General features: G+C 64.6%; 18 protein-coding genes. 10 read left to right on the forward strand and 8 right to left on the reverse strand.

Features of this window, described 5'->3' with window-relative positions:
• The first annotated feature begins 17 nt into the window (after positions 1-17).
• The 8 genes from V1280_RS12360 (at position 18) to V1280_RS12395 (ending at position 10,504) form a co-directional block, all read left to right on the forward strand.
• Positions 18-1,331: a D-amino acid dehydrogenase gene (locus tag V1280_RS12360; protein ID WP_334523683.1), complete on the forward strand. Its 1,314-nt coding sequence runs from the start codon at positions 18-20 to the stop codon at positions 1,329-1,331.
• A gap of 180 nt (positions 1,332-1,511) precedes the next feature.
• Positions 1,512-2,453 (forward strand): ABC transporter permease, encoded by a 942-nt coding sequence (locus tag V1280_RS12365; protein WP_334523686.1) that lies wholly within the window; start codon positions 1,512-1,514, stop codon positions 2,451-2,453.
• 19 nt (positions 2,454-2,472) lie between these two features.
• The gene (locus V1280_RS12370; protein ID WP_334523690.1) at positions 2,473-3,360 is read left to right on the forward strand and encodes an ABC transporter permease; all 888 of its coding nucleotides are present in this window, start codon (positions 2,473-2,475) and stop codon (positions 3,358-3,360) included.
• Positions 3,361-3,374: 14 nt separating this feature from the next.
• A complete protein-coding gene (locus V1280_RS12375; RefSeq protein WP_334538277.1) occupies positions 3,375-5,024 on the forward strand; it encodes an ABC transporter ATP-binding protein in 1,650 nt (549 codons plus the stop codon).
• A 312-nt stretch (positions 5,025-5,336) separates the two neighbouring features.
• Entirely contained in the window at positions 5,337-6,842 is a 1,506-nt protein-coding gene (locus V1280_RS12380) for a M81 family metallopeptidase (protein WP_334538279.1), read from the forward strand.
• A gap of 27 nt (positions 6,843-6,869) precedes the next feature.
• Positions 6,870-8,033: a M20 aminoacylase family protein gene (locus tag V1280_RS12385; RefSeq protein WP_334523693.1), complete on the forward strand. Its 1,164-nt coding sequence runs from the start codon at positions 6,870-6,872 to the stop codon at positions 8,031-8,033.
• Positions 8,034-8,035: 2 nt separating this feature from the next.
• Complete coding sequence (locus tag V1280_RS12390; RefSeq protein WP_334523696.1) at positions 8,036-9,457, forward strand: amidase; 1,422 nt, start codon at positions 8,036-8,038, stop codon at positions 9,455-9,457.
• 156 nt (positions 9,458-9,613) lie between these two features.
• Positions 9,614-10,504, forward strand: a complete 891-nt coding sequence (locus V1280_RS12395; protein WP_334523699.1) for a crotonase/enoyl-CoA hydratase family protein — start codon at positions 9,614-9,616, stop codon at positions 10,502-10,504.
• A 20-nt stretch (positions 10,505-10,524) separates the two neighbouring features.
• Here V1280_RS12395 and V1280_RS12400 read toward each other — a convergent pair whose 3' ends face one another.
• The 4 genes from V1280_RS12400 to V1280_RS12415 form a co-directional block, all read right to left on the reverse strand.
• Complete coding sequence (locus tag V1280_RS12400; protein ID WP_334538281.1) at positions 10,525-11,880, reverse strand: IS701 family transposase; 1,356 nt, start codon at positions 11,878-11,880, stop codon at positions 10,525-10,527.
• Positions 11,881-12,022: 142 nt separating this feature from the next.
• Positions 12,023-13,000 carry an NADPH:quinone oxidoreductase family protein gene (locus tag V1280_RS12405; RefSeq protein ID WP_334523702.1) on the reverse strand — a complete coding sequence of 326 codons (978 nt, stop codon included), beginning with the start codon at positions 12,998-13,000 and terminating at the stop codon, positions 12,023-12,025.
• Positions 13,000-13,608 (reverse strand): 2-hydroxychromene-2-carboxylate isomerase, encoded by a 609-nt coding sequence (locus V1280_RS12410; RefSeq protein ID WP_334523705.1) that lies wholly within the window; start codon positions 13,606-13,608, stop codon positions 13,000-13,002. Before V1280_RS12410 ends, V1280_RS12405 begins: the two co-directional genes overlap by 1 nt.
• 128 nt (positions 13,609-13,736) lie before the next feature.
• Complete coding sequence (locus V1280_RS12415) at positions 13,737-14,438, reverse strand: glutathione S-transferase N-terminal domain-containing protein (RefSeq protein WP_334523708.1); 702 nt, start codon at positions 14,436-14,438, stop codon at positions 13,737-13,739.
• A 144-nt stretch (positions 14,439-14,582) separates the two neighbouring features.
• Here V1280_RS12415 and V1280_RS12420 point away from each other — a divergent pair, with 144 nt between their 5' ends.
• Positions 14,583-15,605: a methionine synthase gene (locus tag V1280_RS12420; protein WP_334523711.1), complete on the forward strand. Its 1,023-nt coding sequence runs from the start codon at positions 14,583-14,585 to the stop codon at positions 15,603-15,605.
• Positions 15,606-15,652: 47 nt separating this feature from the next.
• A complete protein-coding gene (locus V1280_RS12425) occupies positions 15,653-15,838 on the forward strand; it encodes a hypothetical protein (protein ID WP_334523716.1) in 186 nt (61 codons plus the stop codon).
• Here V1280_RS12425 and V1280_RS12430 read toward each other — a convergent pair.
• Genes V1280_RS12430 through V1280_RS12445 form a run of 4 tightly spaced genes read right to left on the reverse strand, consistent with a single transcriptional unit; the run spans position 15,835 to position 18,565 of the window.
• Positions 15,835-16,452, reverse strand: coding sequence for a hypothetical protein (locus V1280_RS12430; RefSeq protein WP_334523719.1), 618 nt, complete (start codon positions 16,450-16,452; stop codon positions 15,835-15,837). The genes V1280_RS12425 and V1280_RS12430 overlap by 4 nt on opposite strands.
• Positions 16,452-17,243, reverse strand: a complete 792-nt coding sequence (locus V1280_RS12435; RefSeq protein ID WP_334523721.1) for a class II aldolase/adducin family protein — start codon at positions 17,241-17,243, stop codon at positions 16,452-16,454. Before V1280_RS12435 ends, V1280_RS12430 begins: the two co-directional genes overlap by 1 nt.
• Positions 17,244-17,261: 18 nt before the next feature.
• Positions 17,262-17,789: a xanthine phosphoribosyltransferase gene (gene gpt / locus V1280_RS12440; RefSeq protein ID WP_194482023.1), complete on the reverse strand. Its 528-nt coding sequence runs from the start codon at positions 17,787-17,789 to the stop codon at positions 17,262-17,264.
• A 38-nt stretch (positions 17,790-17,827) separates the two neighbouring features.
• Positions 17,828-18,565 carry a competence/damage-inducible protein A gene (locus V1280_RS12445; RefSeq protein WP_334523728.1) on the reverse strand — a complete coding sequence of 246 codons (738 nt, stop codon included), beginning with the start codon at positions 18,563-18,565 and terminating at the stop codon, positions 17,828-17,830.
• Positions 18,566-18,636 lie beyond the last annotated feature (71 nt).

The raw sequence follows: 18,636 nt of genomic DNA on the forward strand, positions 1-18,636 counted from the left end.
GGAGCCCCGAACCTATCATGACCCATATCGCCATCATCGGCGCCGGCATCACCGGCGTAACGACTGCCTATGCCCTGCTCGAACGCGGCTACAAAGTGACGGTGCTCGACAAGCATCGCTACGCCGCGATGGAGACCTCGTTTGCGAACGGCGGACAGCTCTCCGCAAGCAATGCCGAAGTGTGGAACAGCACCGCGACGATCCTGAAAGGCTTGCGCTGGATGTTCCGGCGCGATGCGCCGCTGCTGATGAACCCGCGGCCGAACTGGCACAAATATTCGTGGATGAGCGAGTTCGTCGCCAACATCGGCAACTACCGCGCCAACACGATTCTGACCACGCGGCTAGCGATCGAAGCCCGCAAGCACCTGTTCGAGATCGCGACGCGCGAAGGCATCGACTTCGATCTCGAACGCCGCGGCATCCTCCACATCTATCACGACAAAAAGGGTTTTGAGTCCGGCCTGCGCGTCAATGCGCTGCTGCAGGAAGGTGGCCTCGATCGGCGGCCGGTGACGCCGGAGGAAATCCGCACGATCGAGCCGACGCTGCGCAAGGATTATTACGGCGGCTTCTACACGCCGTCGGATGCGACCGGCGACATCCACAAGTTCACGCGCGGGCTGGCGGACGCCTGCAAACGTCGCGGCGCAAGCGTCATCCATGAGGCGAATATCGATTCGATCGCCCCTGCTGGCGCAAGCTTCGTGATCGGTTGGGCCGACCGTTCCGCGAGCGACGCTGTCGCGTCCGCGCGTGGCATGCTGAAGGTCGATGGCGTCGTGGTGTGCGCTGGCGTGGCCAGCCGTCACTTCGCCGCCCTCCTCGACGATCGCGTGAATGTCTATCCGGTGAAGGGCTATTCGATCACTGTGCAGCTCGACACCGCCGAAAGCCGCAACGCGACGCCGACCGTCAGCCTGCTCGACGAGGCCGCCAAGATCGTCACCAGCCGGCTCGGCGCCGATCGTTTTCGTGTGGCCGGCACGGCCGAGTTCAACGACTTCAACCGCGACATCCGAGCCGACCGCGTGCAGCCGCTGGTCGACTGGGTGCGCAGCAATTTTCCGGCGGTCGAGACCTCTCGCATTATTCCGTGGGCCGGGCTGCGGCCGATGATGCCGAACATGATGCCGGTGGTGCGCGCGGGCCGGATGCCCGGCGTGTTCTTCAACACCGGCCACGGCCATCTCGGCTGGACGCTGTCGGCCGCGACTGCGCAGATGATTGCCGGAACCATCGACGGCTGGCGCGGGCTCAACGCGCCGCCGACCGCCCCCTCATTTCGGGGAGAACTTGCGGTTGAGCGCGAGATGCGCCGTGCATCCTGAGTGGTTGCAAATCGATGCGGGGCGGCCCCTTGCGACCGCCCTGCCCTTGGCACACAATTTGCCCCAACAGGGCGGTCTCCGGCCGGCTTTTCCAGCCCGAGCGACAGGCGCGCATGATAGACACGATCGAATCCATGGGGGCCTCAAGACCCCACAAGTTCCGCAGCCGGAGATAGGTGCATGCTAGGTTATCTCATTCGCCGCGTTCTGGCTGCGGTGCCCGTGATGGGTGTCGTGGCGCTGTTCGTGTTCCTGCTGCTGCGGCTGACTCCCGGCGACCCGGCCGCGATTCTCGCCGGCGACAATGCGACGCCGGAGCGGCTCGAGCGCATCCGCGAGTCGTTGGGCCTCAACGAACCCCTGATCGTGCAGTTCATCACCTGGGTCGGCAAGCTGCTGCACGGCGATCTCGGCACGTCGCTCATCTCCAATTTGCCGGTCATGAAGATGATCGGCCAGCGCGTCGAGCCGTCGATCTCGATCGCGCTATCGACCATCATCCTCGCCGTTGTCGTCGCCGTGCCGTTAGGGGTGATTGCAGCTTGGAAGCACGGCACCTGGATCGACCGTTTCGTGATGGGCCTCTCCGTGCTCGGCTTCTCGGTGCCGGTGTTCGTGGTCGGCTATGTCCTGATCGAGGTGTTTGCGATCGACCTGCGCTGGGTGCCGGTGCAGGGCTTCAAGAGCATCTCGGGCGGCTTCGGAGCGTTCTTCGAGCGCATCATCCTGCCGACCTGCGCACTCTCCTTCATCTACGTTGCGCTGATCGCGCGCATGACGCGCGCGGCGATGCTGGATGTGCTGGGCGAAGATTACGTGCGAACGGCGCGCGCCAAGGGCATCAACGAGGTCGCGGTGATGATGCGGCACGCGCTGCGCAACGCCGCCGTGCCCGTGATCACCGTGATCGGCACCGGCTTTGCGCTCCTGATCTCCGGCGTCGTCGTCACCGAGAGCGTGTTCAACATCCCCGGCATCGGCCGCCTCACCGTGGATGCGGTGCTGGCGCGCGACTATCCGGTGATCCAGGCGATGATCCTGCTGACCTCGCTGATCTACGTCGTCGTCAATCTCCTGATCGACGTCGCCTACACGCTGCTCGATCCCCGGATCCGGTACTGAGGCAAGGACAACACCAAAAATGTCAGTCGATACCCTTCCCCAGTCGTCCATTCCGATCACGTCGCCGCTGCGGCCGCGTTTCGGCTTCCTCACCTCGACACCGATCATCGCCACGGCGACGGTGTTGCTCGCACTGATCGTGCTGATCTCGATCCTGGCGCCGCTGATTGCGCCGCATGATCCGATCCAGCTTGCGCCGTCACTGCGGCTCAAGCCCTCCTCGGCGCAATTCCTGCTCGGCACCGACGCCTACGGCCGCGACCTGCTGTCGCGCGTCATCTATGGCGGCCGCATCTCGCTCCTGATCGGCATCGGCTCGGCGATCCTCTCGATCGTCATTGGTCTTGCGATCGGTCTCGTCTCCGGCTTCTTCAAGTTGATCGATTCCGTGCTGATGCGCGTCATGGACGGCCTGATGGCGATGCCGAGCATTTTGCTCGCCATCGCCGTGGTCTCGCTGTCCGGCGCCAGCATCTGGACCGTGCTGGTTGCCATCACCATTCCTGAGATCCCGCGCGTGGCGCGCCTGGTGCGCTCAGTCGTGCTGTCCGCCCGTGAAGAGCCTTACGTCGAAGCCGCAATCTCGGTCGGCTCGTCGCTACCAAAAATCATGTGGCGGCATCTGATGCCGAACACGATCGCACCGCTGATCGTCCAGGGCACCTATGTCTGCGCCTCCGCGATCCTCACCGAGGCCATCCTCTCCTTCCTCGGCGCCGGCATCTCGCCGGAGACGCCGACCTGGGGCAACATCATGGCCGAGGGCCGCCAGTATTTTCAGCTCAAGCCGACGCTGATCTTCTGGCCGGGCCTGCTGCTCTCGATCGCCATCCTCAGCATCAATCTGATCGGCGACGCCGCCCGCGACGCGCTCGATCCCCGCATGAAGCAGCGGGAGGGCAAGTGATGACCGACCAAGTGATGACCAACCCGGTTCTCGACATCAACAACCTCGTCGTCTCCGTCGGCAAGAAGCCGGGGGGACCAAAGATCATCGACGGCATCTCGATCCAGGTCCACCAGGGCGAGACGTTGTGCCTCGTCGGCGAAAGCGGCTCGGGCAAGTCGGTGACCTCGCTCACCACGATGGGCTTGCTGCCGAAGGGCACGCTGGTTCCAACGAGCGGCAGTGTGAAGCTCGTCGGCGAGGAGATCCTCACCGCGACCGACCGCCGCCTGCGCCAGCTGCGCGCAACGCAGATGGCGATGATTTTCCAGGAGCCGATGACCGCGCTCAATCCGGTCGTGCACGTCGGCCGCCAGATCGACGAAGTCTTGCGCGCCCACACCGATCTCGATGCCAGGGCACGCAAGAAGCGCATCCTCGACATGATGGAGCAGGTGCGCCTGCCCCAGGTCGAGCGCATCTTCGCCTCCTACCCGCACCGTCTCTCCGGCGGCCAGCGTCAGCGCATCATGATTGCGATGGCGCTGGTGCTGGAGCCGAAGCTGCTGATTGCCGACGAGCCGACCACCGCGCTCGACGTCACCACGCAGAAGCAGATTTTGACCCTGATCCGCGACCTCCAACGCGATCACGGCACCGCCGTGCTGTTCATTACCCACGACATGGGCGTGGTCGCCGAGATCGCGGACCGCGTGGCCGTGATGCGGCAGGGCCGTCTGGTTGAAACCGGCCCGCTCGACACCGTGCTGCGCAATCCCACGATGGAATACACCCGCAACCTGCTCTCTGCGGTGCCGAGCCTGGTGCCGCGCACGGCACGGCCCGAGACCAAGGAACCGGTGGTGCTGGAAGCCAACGAGCTCAGCAAGGTCTACAAGGAGCGCGCGTTCTTCGGCAAAGGCCGCGAGGTCGTTGCCGCCGACAAGGTGACGCTGACGCTGCGCAAGGGCCGTACGCTCGGCATCGTCGGCGAGAGCGGCTCGGGCAAGTCGACGGTTGCGCGCTGCATCGTTCGCCTGATCGATCCGACCTCCGGCGGCGTGCGGCTGGCCGGCCGCGAGATCTCGGACATCTCGCGCCGCCTGCTGCAGCCGCACCGGCAGAAGATCCAGATCGTGTTCCAGGATCCCTACCGCTCGCTCAATCCGCGCGTCACCGTCGGCGAGAGCATCGCGGAAGGCCCGATCAACTACGGCACCTCGCATGCCGATGCGATGAAGCGGGCGCGCGAGCTGCTCGAGCTGGTCGGCCTGCCGGCCGATGCCGTCTCGCGCTATCCGCACCAGTTCTCCGGCGGCCAGCGCCAGCGCATCGCGATTGCGCGGGCGCTCGCGCTCGATCCCGATGTGCTGGTCGCGGACGAAGCGGTCTCCGCGCTCGACGTCTCCGTGCAGGCACAGGTGCTGGAACTGCTCGATGAGATCCAGAAGCGGCTCGGTATCGCCATCCTGTTCATCACCCACGATCTGCGCGTCGCAGCCCAAATCTGCGACGAGGTCGTGGTGATGCAGCACGGCCGCGTCGTCGAACAGGGCCCGGCCGCCGAAGTGCTGACCCATCCGCAGGAGGCCTATACGCGGGCCCTGCTCGAAGCCGCGCCGGGCCGCGGCTGGGACTTTGCGAATTTCCGGCCGGTGTCGGAGGGCATGGCGGCGACGGCGTAGCAACACCCACCGGTGTCGTCCCGGCGAACGCCTGGACCCATACCGCGGAATATATCGACCGCGCGTGGTGCTAATCGCGAACGACCAATCTTCGCCAAACTCCTCCCTGGGGTTATGGGTCCCGGCGCCTGTGCGCAATTGCGCACTAGGCCGGGACGACACCGAGGATTTGGAAGCGCCTTCTCAAACAACACGCATCCGCAGCATGCCCAAAAACGATCTGACCCTATGCGCGGCGACATGGGCTCCTCGCTTGCTCTCGCCGCAGCGCCATGGCTAATTTCGCGCACTTTCAATCGCTGGACTTGCATGATGACACGTATCGCCGTCGGCGGCTTCCTGCACGAGACCAACACCTTCGCTCCGACGAAGGCGACGTTCGCGGACTTCCAGCATGGCGGCGGCTGGCCGGCGATGACGCAAGGCGCCAACGTGCTGAAGGTAATGCGGCGCATCAATGTTGGGCTGGCCGGTTTCGTCGACAGCGCTGAGGCCAATGGCTGGGAACTCATTCCGACGATTGCCTGCGGCGCAAGCCCATCGGCGCATGTCACCAAGGACGCCTTCGAGCGCATCGTGAAGGTGATGGTCGATGGCATCGCGGCCGCCGGTCCGCTCGACGCGGTCTATCTCGACTTGCACGGCGCGATGGTGACCGAGCATCTCGATGACGGCGAAGGCGAGATTCTGGCGCGCGTGCGCCGCGTCATCGGCAAGGATGTTCCGCTGGTCGCCAGCCTCGACCTGCATGCCAACGTCACGCCCGCAATGATGGAACATGCGGATGCGCTGATTGCCTACCGCACCTATCCGCATGTCGACATGGCCGAGACCGGTCGCGCCTCCGCAAAGCACCTCGCTTTGCTGCTGAAGACGAAGCAGCGTTTCGCAAAGTCGTTCCGCCAATTGCCCTTCCTGATCGCGATCAGCTGGCAATGCACCAACGACTTTCCCACCAAGGGCATCTACGAAAAGCTCGCCGCGCTGGAGAGCGATGCGGTTCCGACACTCTCTTTCGCGCCGGGCTTCCCGGCCGCCGATTTCCGCGATTGCGGGCCGAGCGTGTTCGCCTATGGCAGGACGCAAGCGGACGCGGATCGCGCCGCGGATGCGATCGTCAAGCTGATCGAAAGCCACGAGGACGATTTCGACGGCAAGATCTGGACGCCCGATGACGGCGTGCGCCACGCCATGGAACTTGCGAAGAGCGCGAGCAAGCCGATCATCATCGCCGACACCCAGGACAATCCCGGCGCCGGCGGCGATTCCGACACGACGGGCATGCTGCGCGCGCTGGTGCGCAACAAGGCGAGCGCCGCGACCGGCGCGATCTACGATCCGGTCTCGGCCAAGGCCGCGCATGCGGCCGGCGTCGGCGCCACCGTCACGCTCTCGCTCGGCGGCAAGTCCGGCATTCCCGGCGATGAGCCCTATACCGAGACCTTCGTCGTCGAAAAACTCTCCGACGGCCGCTTCATCGCGCCCGGCCCCTATTATGGCGGCCGCGAGATGAAGATGGGCCCGTCCGCAGCCTTGCGCATCGGCGACGTCCGCGTCGTCGTCTCCTCGCACAAGGCCCAGCTCGCCGATCAGGCAATGTATCGCTATGTCGGCATCGAGCCGACGGCAGAGAAGATTCTGGTCAACAAGAGCTCGGTGCACTTCCGCGCCGATTTCGAGCCGATCGCAGAGAAGCTGATGATCTGCGCCGCGCCGGGCGCGATGCCGGCCGATACCGCCTCGCTGCCCTGGACGCGCCTGCGGCCGGGCATCCGTATCAAGCCGAGCGGCCCCGCTTTCACGCCAAAATCCCGCTAATCAAGTCACGCCAACCGGACAGGACACATGCCCACCATTGACCGCATCGACGGCTACGCCGACGAACTCACCGCCATCCGCCGCGACATCCACGCCCATCCCGAGATCGGCTTCGAGGAGGTCCGCACCTCCGGCATCGTCGCTGACAAGCTGAAGAGCTGGGGCATCGAGGTGCATCGCGGTCTCGGCGGCACCGGCGTGATCGGTGTCATCAAGGGCAGGGGCTCCAGCGGCAAGCGCATCGGCCTGCGCGCCGACATGGACGCGCTGCCGATGGAAGAGAACACCAATCTGAAATGGAGCTCGAAAATCCCCGGCCGCTTCCACGGCTGCGGGCATGACGGCCACACCACGATGCTGCTCGGCACCGCGCGCTACCTCGCGGAAACGAAGAACTTCGACGGTACCGTGCACCTGATCTTCCAGCCGGCCGAGGAAGGCCTCGGCGGCGCCCGCGCGATGATCAAGGACGGCCTGTTCGAGAAATTCCCCTGCGACGAGCTCTACGGCCTGCACAACGCGCCCGATCTCAATCTCGGCGAGATCGCGATCCTGCCCGGGCCGGCGATGGCCGGCGCCGACTTCTTCGACCTCCGCATCACCGGCTATGGCGCGCATGGCGCGATGCCCGAGCGTTCCAAGGACGCGGTGATCATCGCGACCACTCTGGCACAGGCGATCCAGACGGTCGTCAGCCGCAACGTCGACCCGCTCCAGGCTGCGGTGGTGTCGATCACCCAGATCCATGCGGGCTCCGCCTACAACGTCATTCCGGGCGAAGCGCATCTTTGCGGCACCATTCGCACCTTCTCGGATGAAGTCCGCGCCCTGATCAGCCAACGCATCCGCACGATCTGCGCCGGCATCGCGGCTGCGTATCAGTGCGAGATCGACGTCGACATCCGCGACACCTTCGGCGTGCTGGTCAACCAGGTCGAGCAGTCCAAGGTGGTCGAGGACGTCGCCCGCACCATCGTCGATCCGGCCAAGGTGATCACCCGAAGCCAACCGAAGATGGGCAGCGAGGACTTTGCCGACATGCTGCAAACCATTCCCGGCGCCTATTTCTGGGTCGGCCACGACGGCTCGGTGCCCGTGCACAATCCCGGCTTCGTGCTCGACGACAAGATCCTGCCGATCGGCGCCAGCATGTTCGCCCGGATCATCGAAACGCGCATGCCGGTGGGTTAGCAATGCAGAAAAAGAGCGTCGAAGAGGCGGTCACCTCGCTGCACGATCTGTCCGCGGTCGATCTGATCGCGGGCTATCGCGCAAAGCAGTTCTCGCCGAGCGAGGTGCTGGAGGATTTGCTCGCGCATGTCGCTGCGTGGGAGCCGCATCTGAAGGCGCTCTATGCGTTCGATCCCGACAGCGCGCGTGAGGCGGCGAAGGCGTCGACCGCGCGCTGGTCCGGAGGTGAACCGTCAGGCGCGCTCGACGGCGTGCCTGTCACGGTCAAGGACAACATCGCGACCAAGGGCGTGCCGGTGCCGCTGGGGGCTGCGAGCGTCAAGCTGGTGCCAGCCGAGAAGGATGCCCCGCCCGCCGCGCGGCTGCGTGAGGCCGGCGCGATCATCTTCGCGAAAACAACCATGCCCGATTACGGCATGCTGTCCTCGGGGCTCTCCTCGTTCCATGCGCTCGCGCGCAATCCGTGGGACCTCAGCAAGAATCCCGGCGGCTCCAGCGCCGGCGCAGGTGCTGCTGCGGCGGCCGGCTATGGTCCCCTCCATCTCGGCACCGATATCGGCGGCTCGGTGCGCCTGCCGGCGGGCTGGTGCGGCCTCGTCGGCCTGAAGCCGAGCTTTGGCCGCGTGCCGATCGATCCCACCTATGTCGGCCGCGTCGCCGGTCCCATGACCCGTACGGTCGACGATTGCGCCCTGATGATGAGCGTGATCGCAAAGCCCGACCGGCGCGACGGCACGAGCCTGCCGGCGGAGCCTCTGAACTGGAAGGGACTGGAGAAGTCCCCGCGCAAGCTGCGGATCGGCCTGATGCTCGATGCCGGCGTCGGCCTGCCGGCGGAAAAGCCGGTCCGCGAGGTTGCGGTGAAGGCCGCAAAGGCATTCGAGTCTGCGGGCGCAGTCGTCACCGAAGTCGACGGCATCCTTACGCGTGAGATGCTCGACGGCCTCGACAACTTTTGGCGCGCGCGGATGTGGGACGATCTGTCCAAGCTCACGCCGGCCGAACAGGCAAAGGTGCTGCCCTATATCTTCAGTTGGGGCGCGTCCGGCGCGAAACTGTCGGGCGTCGACGTGATCCGCGGCTTCAACCAGACCATGGCGATCCGGGCCGCGGCATCAAAGCTGTTCTGCGAGCTCGACTATGTGATCTCACCGACCGCGCCGAACGTGAACTATGCGGCGGAATGGGCCTCGCCGACCAACAATCCGATGAGGCCGTTCGAGCACATCTGCTATACCGTGCCGTGGAATATGTCGGAGAACCCGGCGGTCTCCATCAACGGCGGCTTCGACGCCAAGGGCTTTCCCATCGGCGTGCAGATCGTCGGGCGCCGCTTCGACGATATCGGCGTGCTCGGCATGGCCAAGGCTTTTGAAACCCTGCGCGGCGCGCAGAAGCCCTGGCCAAAGCCGCCGGCGAAGTAGCCGCACTCTGTCATTCCGGGTTGCGCCCTCTTGGCGCAAGCCCGGAATCCATTCATCGGCCATCCAGGCTGCACAATGGATTCCGGGCTCGCGCTTCGCGCGCCCCGGAATGACCTGCTAGAGAGACCGACAAAGAGACGAAGGAAGGAAACCGCCATGGCGTATGAGACGATCAAATACGAGGTCGCCGAGCAGATCCTCACCATCACGCTGAACCGGCCCGACAAGCTCAACGCCTTCAACGCGCAGATGCAGGCCGAGCTGATCGACGCATTCGACGCCGCCGACAAGGATGACAACGTCCGCGCCATCATCGTCACCGGCGCCGGCCGCGGTTTTTGCGCAGGAGCGGACCTTTCCTCCGGTGCAGACACCTTCGATCGCGACGCGCGGCGCGGGCCGGTGAAGCGGTTTGCTGACGGCAAGGTCGATTACAGCGATCCGCAAGCGCGCGATGGCGGTGGCCAGGTGACCTTGCGCATCTTCAAGTGCCTGAAGCCGGTGATCGCCGCGGTGAACGGTCCTGCCGTCGGCATCGGCGTCACCATGCAGCTCGCGATGGACATCCGCATTGCCTCGGACGCTGCGCGCTTCGGCTTCGTGTTCTCCCAGCGCGGCATCGTGCCGGAAGCCGCTTCGAGCTGGTTCCTGCCGCGCATCGTCGGCATCTCGCAGGCGCTGGAATGGTGCTATTCGGGCCGCGTCTTCCCGGCGCAGGAAGCGCTCGCCGGTCGCCTTGTCAGCAAGGTCGTCGCCCCCGATGATCTGCTGCCGACCGCTCGCGCGCTCGCGAAGGAATTCGCCGCCAAGACCGCGCCGGTGTCGGTGGCGCTGATCCGCCAGATGATGTGGCGCATGATGGGCGCCGACGACCCCATGGAAGCCCACAAGGTCGACAGCCGCGGCATCTACACGCGCGGCCGCTCGGAGGACGTGAAGGAAGGCGTGGTGTCGTTCCTGGAGAAGCGGCCGGCGCAGTTCAAGAACAAGGTGTCGAGCGACATGCCGGACTATTTTCCGTGGTGGAGCGAGCGGGAGTATAAGTAGCTGCGTAGGGTGGGTTAGTCCTACTGGATCACAAATTTCGTCGTTGGCTTAGCGGTTTGCGACGGGTGCAACATGAGCATCGTTGCAGGTTCGCTACAATCGCGACCGCCAACAGGCGATGGATGGTTGCGATCGAGTTCGGAACGTGGCGTTGCGGCCGGATCGGGGGCGCCGCGGGGTCGGTAACCACGGGGAAGGGCAGGTTTTTCGATTGCAGCGGCGCCATCAGGTCCTGAGGGGGGAATCCTCTCCCGCTCGGAGATCAGAAAACCGTAGGCTGCGATCGACATCGTGCCGTGGTGGTGAAAGCCTCGCCACGTGCGCCCCTCATAGTGGCCGAGGCCGATTTCCTGCTTGAGTTCCTGATAATCGCGCTCGATTCGCCAGCGCAGCTTGGCTAGATCGACGAGGTCGCGCAACGGCATGTCGTGGTCGACGGTTGCGAGCCAGAACTTCGTGGGCGCAGCTTCGTTTTTGGGCCATTCGATTAGCAGGATCTCTTCGGCAAACTGCGCTTCGCCCCGTATTGGCGCGGCACGCACGCGTACGCTAGCAAAGCGTGATCGCAGTTTCTCATTGCTGCCGTCTCGCCACGTGATGGTGCGCCAAGCGTGTTTGGGCAGGCTGCGCGCCAAAGCTTCGACGCTGACGCGCTTCGGCTTCCGATTGTCCTCGCGCACCGCGCGCACTTTGACGGTCGAGACGATGGCTGCCACGTAGTCTAGCCCCAAGCCCGTGATCGCTCGGCGCAGACCGCTGTTCGTCCCATAACTCGCGTCAATCAGCACGGCACCGCAAGCCACCTTTGCCGTCACAGCCGCGCGGATCTGCTCCAGCGCAAGCTGCGGTTTGGTTTTGAACCTGATCGAGCGTGGCACATGCGCCTCGGCGCGGCGCGATCTGTCGCCTGTCCACGCTCGCGGCAGATACAGCCGATATGCGATCGGCAGACTGCCATGATGATTGGCGATCGACAGCGTCACCGCCACCTGGCAATTGGCCTGCTTGCCGAGTTGTCCGCAATATTGATGATGGACCCCGACCGAATGCCGGCCCTTCTTGGGAAACGACGTATCGTCGATGATCCAGGCTTCGATCGGTCCATGCCGCGTCATCGACGGCATCACCAGGTCTCGCACCTTGGCCAGCATCTGATCGTCCGACCATTCCGAATTGGCAACGAAATGCAGCAGCTTCTGATGCTGTGCCGAAACCTGCGCCGGCGCTGTCACTGCCGCCATCGGCTCCACGCTGCGACGCCCTTCCGTCGCCAATAGCCCTGAGCAATAATCCCGCAGCGGTCCCGCCCGGTCCGCGTGCCCAACCACCTTCGTCAGCTCGCCGACATACGCCCCAAATCGATCCGCAATCGCCATTCCGCTGCCGCGATCCATCACAGCCTCCTCGCTAGACGGAAAGCTCAACAACCATCTGATTCCAAACTAAAATCAAACGTGGCAAACTGACTCAGCTAAATGACTCAGTCGTACTAATCCACCCTACGGCACCATCGCTCCATCAATCCATCACCAGCGCCACCCGCCCGATGGCCTTGCGGTCGAGCAACAGCCGCATCGCCTGCGCATAATCTTCCAGCGGCAGGCGGTGCGAGATGTTCGGGCGCAGCTTGCCCTCCTCCGCCCATGCGAGCAGCGCCTTCAGGCGTACCTCGCCAAGCACCGGATTTTTCCGCACCGCCTCGCCCGCTCGCACGCCGAGCACGCTGGCGCCCTTGATCAGCAGCAGATTGGTCTTGGCCGAGCCGATCCCGCCCGTAAAACCGATCACCAGCAGCCGCGCGCCCCAGGCGATGCAGCGCATCGAGTCCTCAAACACCTGGCCGCCGACGGGGTCGAACACCACATCCGCACCGCGGCCATCGGTGATGCGCTTGACGGCGTCACGAAACGGCTCGCGGTCGTAACGCACGAAGTGATCGGCGCCGCGCGATTTGGCAATCGCAAGCTTCTCGTCGCTTGACGCCGTCGCGATCACGGTCGCGCCCAGCATCTTGCCGATCTCGACCGCCGCGAGGCCGACGCCGCCCCCGGCGCCGTGCACCAGCAGCACCTCGCCCGGCTCGACCCGGCCGCGATCGATCAGCGCGTGATAGGCGGTGCCATGGCCGGCGAGATAGGTCGCGCCCTCGGCATAGTCAAAGTTCGATGGCAGTGCCGTGAGCTGCGACGGCGTCACCACGGCTTCATCGGTGAAGGCACCGTGGCGCATCTTGACGATGACCTTGTCGCCGACTGCGACAGCCTTCGCCTCGGCGCCGACTTCGGTCACGTCGCCGGCGGCTTCCATGCCGGGCGTGAACGGAAGCTCCGGCTTGAGCTGGTATTCGCCGGCCGCCATCAGCACGTCCGGAAAATTCAGCCCGGCGGCGCGGATCGCGACGCGCACCTCGCCCGGCTTGAGGGCGCGCGACGGAAACTCTTCCAGCAGCAAGCACTCGGGCGCGCCGAGCGCGCGGCAGACGACAGCCCGCACCATCAGGCCGCGCTCGCCTTGCTGCGCATCAAGGCCTCGCGGATCAGCGGCAGGCGGTCATTGCCAAAATACATGTCGGTCTTGTCAAGGAAGATCGTCGGCGAGCCGAACCCGCCGCGGGCGACGACTTCCTCGGTGTTGGTCTTGAGCTGATCCTTGATCGCCTGGTCCGAGATGCCGGCGAAGAATTTTTGCTCGTCGATGCCGACTTTCCTGCAGATCTCGGCCAGCACCGCGTCCTGCGAGATATCCTTGTCGCCGCCCCAATAGGTCTCGAACAGGGCCGTAGCGAACGGCACCATGTCCTTGCCCAGCCAGATGCAGCCGCGCATCGCCTTGACGCTGTTCACCGGAAACACCGTCGGCGGCATCTTGATCGCAAGGCCCGCGGAGCGCGCCCAGTCGGCGAGGTCCTTCTTCATGTAGCGCGCCTTCAGCGGCACCGGCGTCTCGCGCTGCGCGTAGACGCTCGGGTTGACGGTGTTGAAAATGCCGCCGACCAGGATCGGCCGCCAGACGATCTCGGCGCCGAGCTCCTTCGCAAGAGGCTGGATGTTGTGGAAGGCGAGATAGGTCCACGGGCTGGAACAGTCGAAGAAGAATTCGATCATGGCGTTTCCTTTGCTCTCGTCATTCCGGGACGCGCCCTCCTGGGCGCGAGCCCGGAATCCATTTCGCCACCGTCACTGCGTCGCGATGGATTCCGGGCTCGCGACTTCGTCGCGCCCCGGAATGACGGCTACTTCTTTCCCAGCACTTCCTTAGCCCTCTGGCCGAACATGATCTTGCGTGATTCCTCGTCGAACGGCTCTTTCACGAATTTTCCGATCGCAAGTCCCGCCTGCACTTGCGGCCGCGCACGCACCTCGGCGTACCAGCGCTTCACGTTCGGATAGTCGTCGAGCGTAAAGCCCTGCGCCTTGTGGGTCATGGTCCAGGGGAAGCAGGCGACGTCGGCGATCGAATAGTCGCCGGCGACATAGGCGCCGGTCTTTGCGAGTTGGCGATCGAGCACGCCATAGAGCCGCGCGGCCTCGTCGCGGTAGCGCTCGATCGCGTAGGGAATCTTCTCCGCCGCATAGAGCGCGAAATGGCCGTGCTGACCGAGCATCGGCCCGAGCCCCGCCATCTGCCACATCACCCACTGGATCGTGGTGGAGCGGCCGCGCAGGTCGCTGGGCAGGAAGCGCCCTGTCTTGTCCGCCAGATAGATCAGGATCGCGCCGGTCTCGAACACCGAGAACGGTCCGCTGCCATCGGCAGGGTCGTGATCGACGATCGCGGGAATGCGATTGTTGGGCGAGATCGCCAGAAATTCAGGGCTGAACTGCTCGCCGGCGCGGATGTTGACGGGCTTCACGGTATAGGGAAGCCCGAGTTCCTCCAGCATGATCGAGATTTTCCAACCGTTCGGCGTCGGTGCGTAATGGAGATCGATCACGACCTTTCCTCTGGCCTTTCCTTGACCCTTCCTTGGGCCTTCCCTGTCGTCGCCACTGGAATAGAAGGCGACTTTCGTTGTTCTGTACCTCAACGTTAAGACATGGCAGACAGAGGCGCAATCACAACCCGCCGGGAGGGACCCATGCTGTTTCCAACGACGATTGCCGGCTCCTTGCCCAAGCCGGAATGGCTCGCCGAGCCCAACATGCTCTGGGCGCCCTGGAAGTCGGAAGGTGACGAGCTTCTCCGCGCCAAGCGCGACGCGACCATGCTCGCGGTCAAGGTTCAGGAGGACGCCGGGATCGACATCGTCACCGAGGGCGAGCAGGCCCGGCAGCATTTCGTGCACGGTTTTCTCGAGAAGATCGAGGGCATCGATTTCGCCCACAAGGTCGAGATGGGCATCCGCAAAGATCGCTACAAGGCGATGGTGCCGCAGGTGGTCGCACCGCTCCGCCTGAAGGGACGCGTTCATGCCGACGAGGCGCGCGTCGCGCGCACGCACACGAAGAAGAAACTGAAATTCACCCTGCCCGGCCCGATGACCATCATCGATACCATCGCAGACCGCTACTATGGCGACCGCGTCAAGATGGCCTTCGCCTTCGCCGAGCTTTTGAACGAGGAAGCCAAGGCGCTTCAGGCCGACGGCGTCGATCTCGTGCAGTTCGACGAACCTGCCTTCAACGTCTACATGGACGAGGTCAACGACTGGGGCATCAAGGCGCTGGAGCGCGCCGCGCAGGGCCTCACCTGCACCACCGCCGTCCACATCTGCTACGGCTACGGCATCAAGGCCAATACCGACTGGAAGGAAACGCTCGGCGCGCAATGGCGGCAGTATGAGCAGATTTTCCCGGCGATCGACGCCAGCCCGATCCAGCAGGTCGCGATCGAGTGCCGCAATTCCAAGGTGCCGCTCGATCTGCTCGCACTGCTCAAAAACAAGATCGTGCAGGCCGGCGTGATCGACGTCGCCAGCGACACGGTGGAGACCGCCGAGGACATCGTCAAGGTCATCGACGCGGTGTCGAAGTTCGTGCCCAAGAGCAACATCATCGCCACCACCAATTGCGGCATGGCGCCGATGCGGCGCGAGATCGCCGAAGCCAAGCTGATGGCACTCGGCGCCGGTGCGGCGCTCGCGCGCGAGAAGCTGGGGTAATGGCGGTTGTTCGGACGGCACTCGCGGTTGTCGCGCTGGCAGCGCTCATGCTGCACGCGCAAGCGGAGGACCGCTCGGTGCTGCTGAACTGCAAGGCGATGGTGGAGCGCGCGTCAAAGGATGCGAACGCTGTGAGCGAAGCCGAACTCGTCCGCTGCCGACAAGTGATCCGCGAATGGGCGCTGCGCGATGCGCGAACGACGGTGGATGAAGAAGGTAAGCCGCTGCGCTAGGATAGCGCGGTCGGGTGCAGCACGGGCTGATAACCTGCGTTCATTGCGCGTAGTGTCGATGGCGGCGTCAGCAGCGTTGCTTCGGCAGGATGACGTTCCATCGCCGCATAGCCCGCCGGCGACCACAGCAGTGCCTTGCCGTGCGTGACCAAATAACTCTCGTCGCCTTGTTGCAGCATCGCGCCGTCGGGGAGCTGATCGAGCGGCACCAGCAGCGCGTGCAGCCGCTTCTTGCCGTGATCGAGCCGCTCGTGATGCAGCGCCGTGTCGATGTCGTGCATGCGGACGTCTTGCACGCGATTGCCTTTCTCCCACGCGGCACGGAAGCGATTGGCATCGTCGCGGCGGCAGTAGAAGCAGGGACGATGCCCGGCGGCGAGCGCGGTGGCTTCATCGAGAAAGAACAGCTCGGTCCAGCTCCGTTGCGCCATCACCTCGCGGCGGCGACCGCGGAATTCGCAGGTGCAGGTCAGCCAGGCCGGCGACGACCAGCGCTTCTTCAGCAGCGTCTTCGTCGCGGGATCATGGATGATGCCGCGATTGCCCGTGAACAGGCCGCGATGCGGGGTGGCGATGATGTCGCCGGTCGGCGTGACGCGGTTTTGCAGGGGCATTATTTTGTCGCCGCGGTGACGCGCATCTTCCAGAGATTCCAGACGCGATCGAGCACCTGAAGATTGACCGCATCGGCCTTGGTCGCCTCGACCGGGGTCAGATAGTTGACCTCGCCGCCGAGCGCGAGGGCCTGCGACTGCAGCCGCGCATCGACGTCGGTGTAGTAAGCGCGGAACACCGCGAGCTTCACGGAGGGGCCGACCGTCGCATCGCCATGGCCGCGCATCAGCACCACCGATTTGTCGCCAAGCGCGAGCGCCAGGCCCTTGCCGATCGCGGCGTTGCGCACCAGCATGTCGGTCTCGCCGAACTCCTTGCGGATGTCCCAGACCGGCGCCCCGGCGCCGAGGAACGCAGCATTGTGGAAGACGGGTCGCAAGCTTACCTGGCTGACCGTGAACGGGATCACGCCGGGCGAGTGCGTATGCACCACCGCCATCACGTCCGGCCGCGCCTTGTAGATCTCGCTGTGGATGAAGCGCTCGAGGAAGACAGTGCGGCCATTGGCATCGACGGCGTTGCCGTCGAGGTCGAACTCCATGATGTCGTCGGCGGTGACAAGCGCCGGCGCCAGCGAGCGCGACATCAGGAAATGGTCGGGATGGTCGGGATCACGCGCACTGACATGGCCGAATGCGTCGAGCACGCCGAACTCGGCGAGAACGCGGCTGCCGACCACGATGTCGTCGACCACCGCCGCGCGATCCTGGCTCCGCGCCTCGGCCGTCAGGACCATCGCCGCAAGCGCGACGATGAAGCCACAAAGTGCCAACCGCGCGCGTCCGGCCATGGCCACCAGCCTCTGTACTTACGCCGCACCGTCGCGGAGCGGCGGGTGGTAGGACAGCGCGGTATCCCAGGGGAAGAAGATCCAGGTGTCCTGCGAGACCTCCGTGATGAAGGTGTCGACCAGCGGGCGTCCCTTCGGCTTGGCGTAGACGGTGGCGAAATGCGCATCAGGCAGCATCTCGCGCACCAGCTTGCCGGTCTTGCCGGTGTCGACGAGGTCGTCGACGATCAGGAGCCCCTTGCCGGTGCCGCCGCCGAGCTTCATCGCCTGTTCTGAAATGCCCTTCAGGACCTGCAGCTCGCCCTGCTTGTCGTGGTCGTAGCTGGCGATGCAGACCGTGTCGATCACGCGCACGCCCAGCTCGCGCGCCACGATCGCGGCCGGCACCAGGCCGCCGCGGGTGATCGCGATCACCGCATGGAACGGGCCAACCTCGTTGAGCCGCCAGGTCAGCGCCCGGCAATCCCGGTGGAACTGGTCCCACGACACCGGAAAGGGCCTGCCCGCCCGTTCCTGCGCGCTCAGTTCCGGTGCTTCACCAGCCATCATCGTCTCCTGCATTCGTCTGCCGGCAGCTCCATTTGCTACCGGGTGATGTTCAGTCCCGCCAGCATTTCCTTCACAGCCGCCATCGCGGATGCGAGCTTATCCGCATCACGCGAACGCACCACCAGATTGGTGTTGGGCTTTTGCTCCTCGTCCATGAAGGGATAGCTGCCGATGATGGTGTCGGGGTGAGCGGCGGCGATCGCCCGCAGCGGGCTGCCGATGTCGCCTTCCCGCGCATTGGCGCGGACCGATTCGGACAGCATGCGGACGCCGGATTTCAGCTTGGGCGAGACGATGTCCATCATCGCCTGCATGATCGAGGGCACGCCGGCCATCACGATGACATTGCCGATCTTGAAGCCGGGGGCAAGAATGGTTGCGCTCTGGATCAGCTCGGCGCCATCGGGGATGCGGGCCATGCGCAGGCGGGCCTCGTTGAGGTCCTGCCCGCTCCAGCGCTCCTTGAAGCGCGCAACCACCTCAGGGTGATGATCGATGCCGACGCCAAAGGCCTTGGCGACGCTGTCGGCGGTGATGTCGTCATGGGTCGGCCCGATGCCGCCGGTGGTGAAGACGTAATTGTAACGATGTCGCAGTGCATCCAACGCGGCGATGATGTCGTCCTCGTCATCGGAAACGACCCGGACTTCCTTCAGGTCGATGCCGATATTGGTGAGGTATTCGGCGATGAAGCCGATATTCTTGTCCTTGGTTCGGCCGGACAGGATTTCATCCCCGATGACCAGAATGCCCGCCGTGACGATCTCGCTCATGCCTTAAGTCCCTCACCTCTGGTCCCGACTTTGCCGAGGTAACGCGTTGAAGTCACGCGGTTTTGCTGCCG

This window comes from Bradyrhizobium sp. AZCC 2230 (genome assembly GCF_036924495.1).
GTDB classification, from domain to species: Bacteria; Pseudomonadota; Alphaproteobacteria; order Rhizobiales; family Xanthobacteraceae; genus Bradyrhizobium; species Bradyrhizobium rifense.

Coding starts and splice junctions, on each gene's coding strand:
- V1280_RS12360 (WP_334523683.1), top strand. CDS start 18: ATGACCCATATCGCCATCATCGGCGCCGGCATCACCGGCGTAACGACT.
- V1280_RS12365 (WP_334523686.1), top strand. CDS start 1,512: ATGCTAGGTTATCTCATTCGCCGCGTTCTGGCTGCGGTGCCCGTGATG.
- V1280_RS12370 (WP_334523690.1), top strand. CDS start 2,473: ATGTCAGTCGATACCCTTCCCCAGTCGTCCATTCCGATCACGTCGCCG.
- V1280_RS12375 (WP_334538277.1), top strand. CDS start 3,375: ATGACCAACCCGGTTCTCGACATCAACAACCTCGTCGTCTCCGTCGGC.
- V1280_RS12380 (WP_334538279.1), top strand. CDS start 5,337: ATGACACGTATCGCCGTCGGCGGCTTCCTGCACGAGACCAACACCTTC.
- V1280_RS12385 (WP_334523693.1), top strand. CDS start 6,870: ATGCCCACCATTGACCGCATCGACGGCTACGCCGACGAACTCACCGCC.
- V1280_RS12390 (WP_334523696.1), top strand. CDS start 8,036: ATGCAGAAAAAGAGCGTCGAAGAGGCGGTCACCTCGCTGCACGATCTG.
- V1280_RS12395 (WP_334523699.1), top strand. CDS start 9,614: ATGGCGTATGAGACGATCAAATACGAGGTCGCCGAGCAGATCCTCACC.
- V1280_RS12400 (WP_334538281.1), bottom strand. CDS start 11,880: ATGGCGATTGCGGATCGATTTGGGGCGTATGTCGGCGAGCTGACGAAG.
- V1280_RS12405 (WP_334523702.1), bottom strand. CDS start 13,000: ATGGTGCGGGCTGTCGTCTGCCGCGCGCTCGGCGCGCCCGAGTGCTTG.
- V1280_RS12410 (WP_334523705.1), bottom strand. CDS start 13,608: ATGATCGAATTCTTCTTCGACTGTTCCAGCCCGTGGACCTATCTCGCC.
- V1280_RS12420 (WP_334523711.1), top strand. CDS start 14,583: ATGCTGTTTCCAACGACGATTGCCGGCTCCTTGCCCAAGCCGGAATGG.
- V1280_RS12425 (WP_334523716.1), top strand. CDS start 15,653: ATGCTGCACGCGCAAGCGGAGGACCGCTCGGTGCTGCTGAACTGCAAG.
- V1280_RS12430 (WP_334523719.1), bottom strand. CDS start 16,452: ATGCCCCTGCAAAACCGCGTCACGCCGACCGGCGACATCATCGCCACC.
- V1280_RS12435 (WP_334523721.1), bottom strand. CDS start 17,243: ATGGCCGGACGCGCGCGGTTGGCACTTTGTGGCTTCATCGTCGCGCTT.
- gpt (WP_194482023.1), bottom strand. CDS start 17,789: ATGGCTGGTGAAGCACCGGAACTGAGCGCGCAGGAACGGGCGGGCAGG.
- V1280_RS12445 (WP_334523728.1), bottom strand. CDS start 18,565: ATGAGCGAGATCGTCACGGCGGGCATTCTGGTCATCGGGGATGAAATC.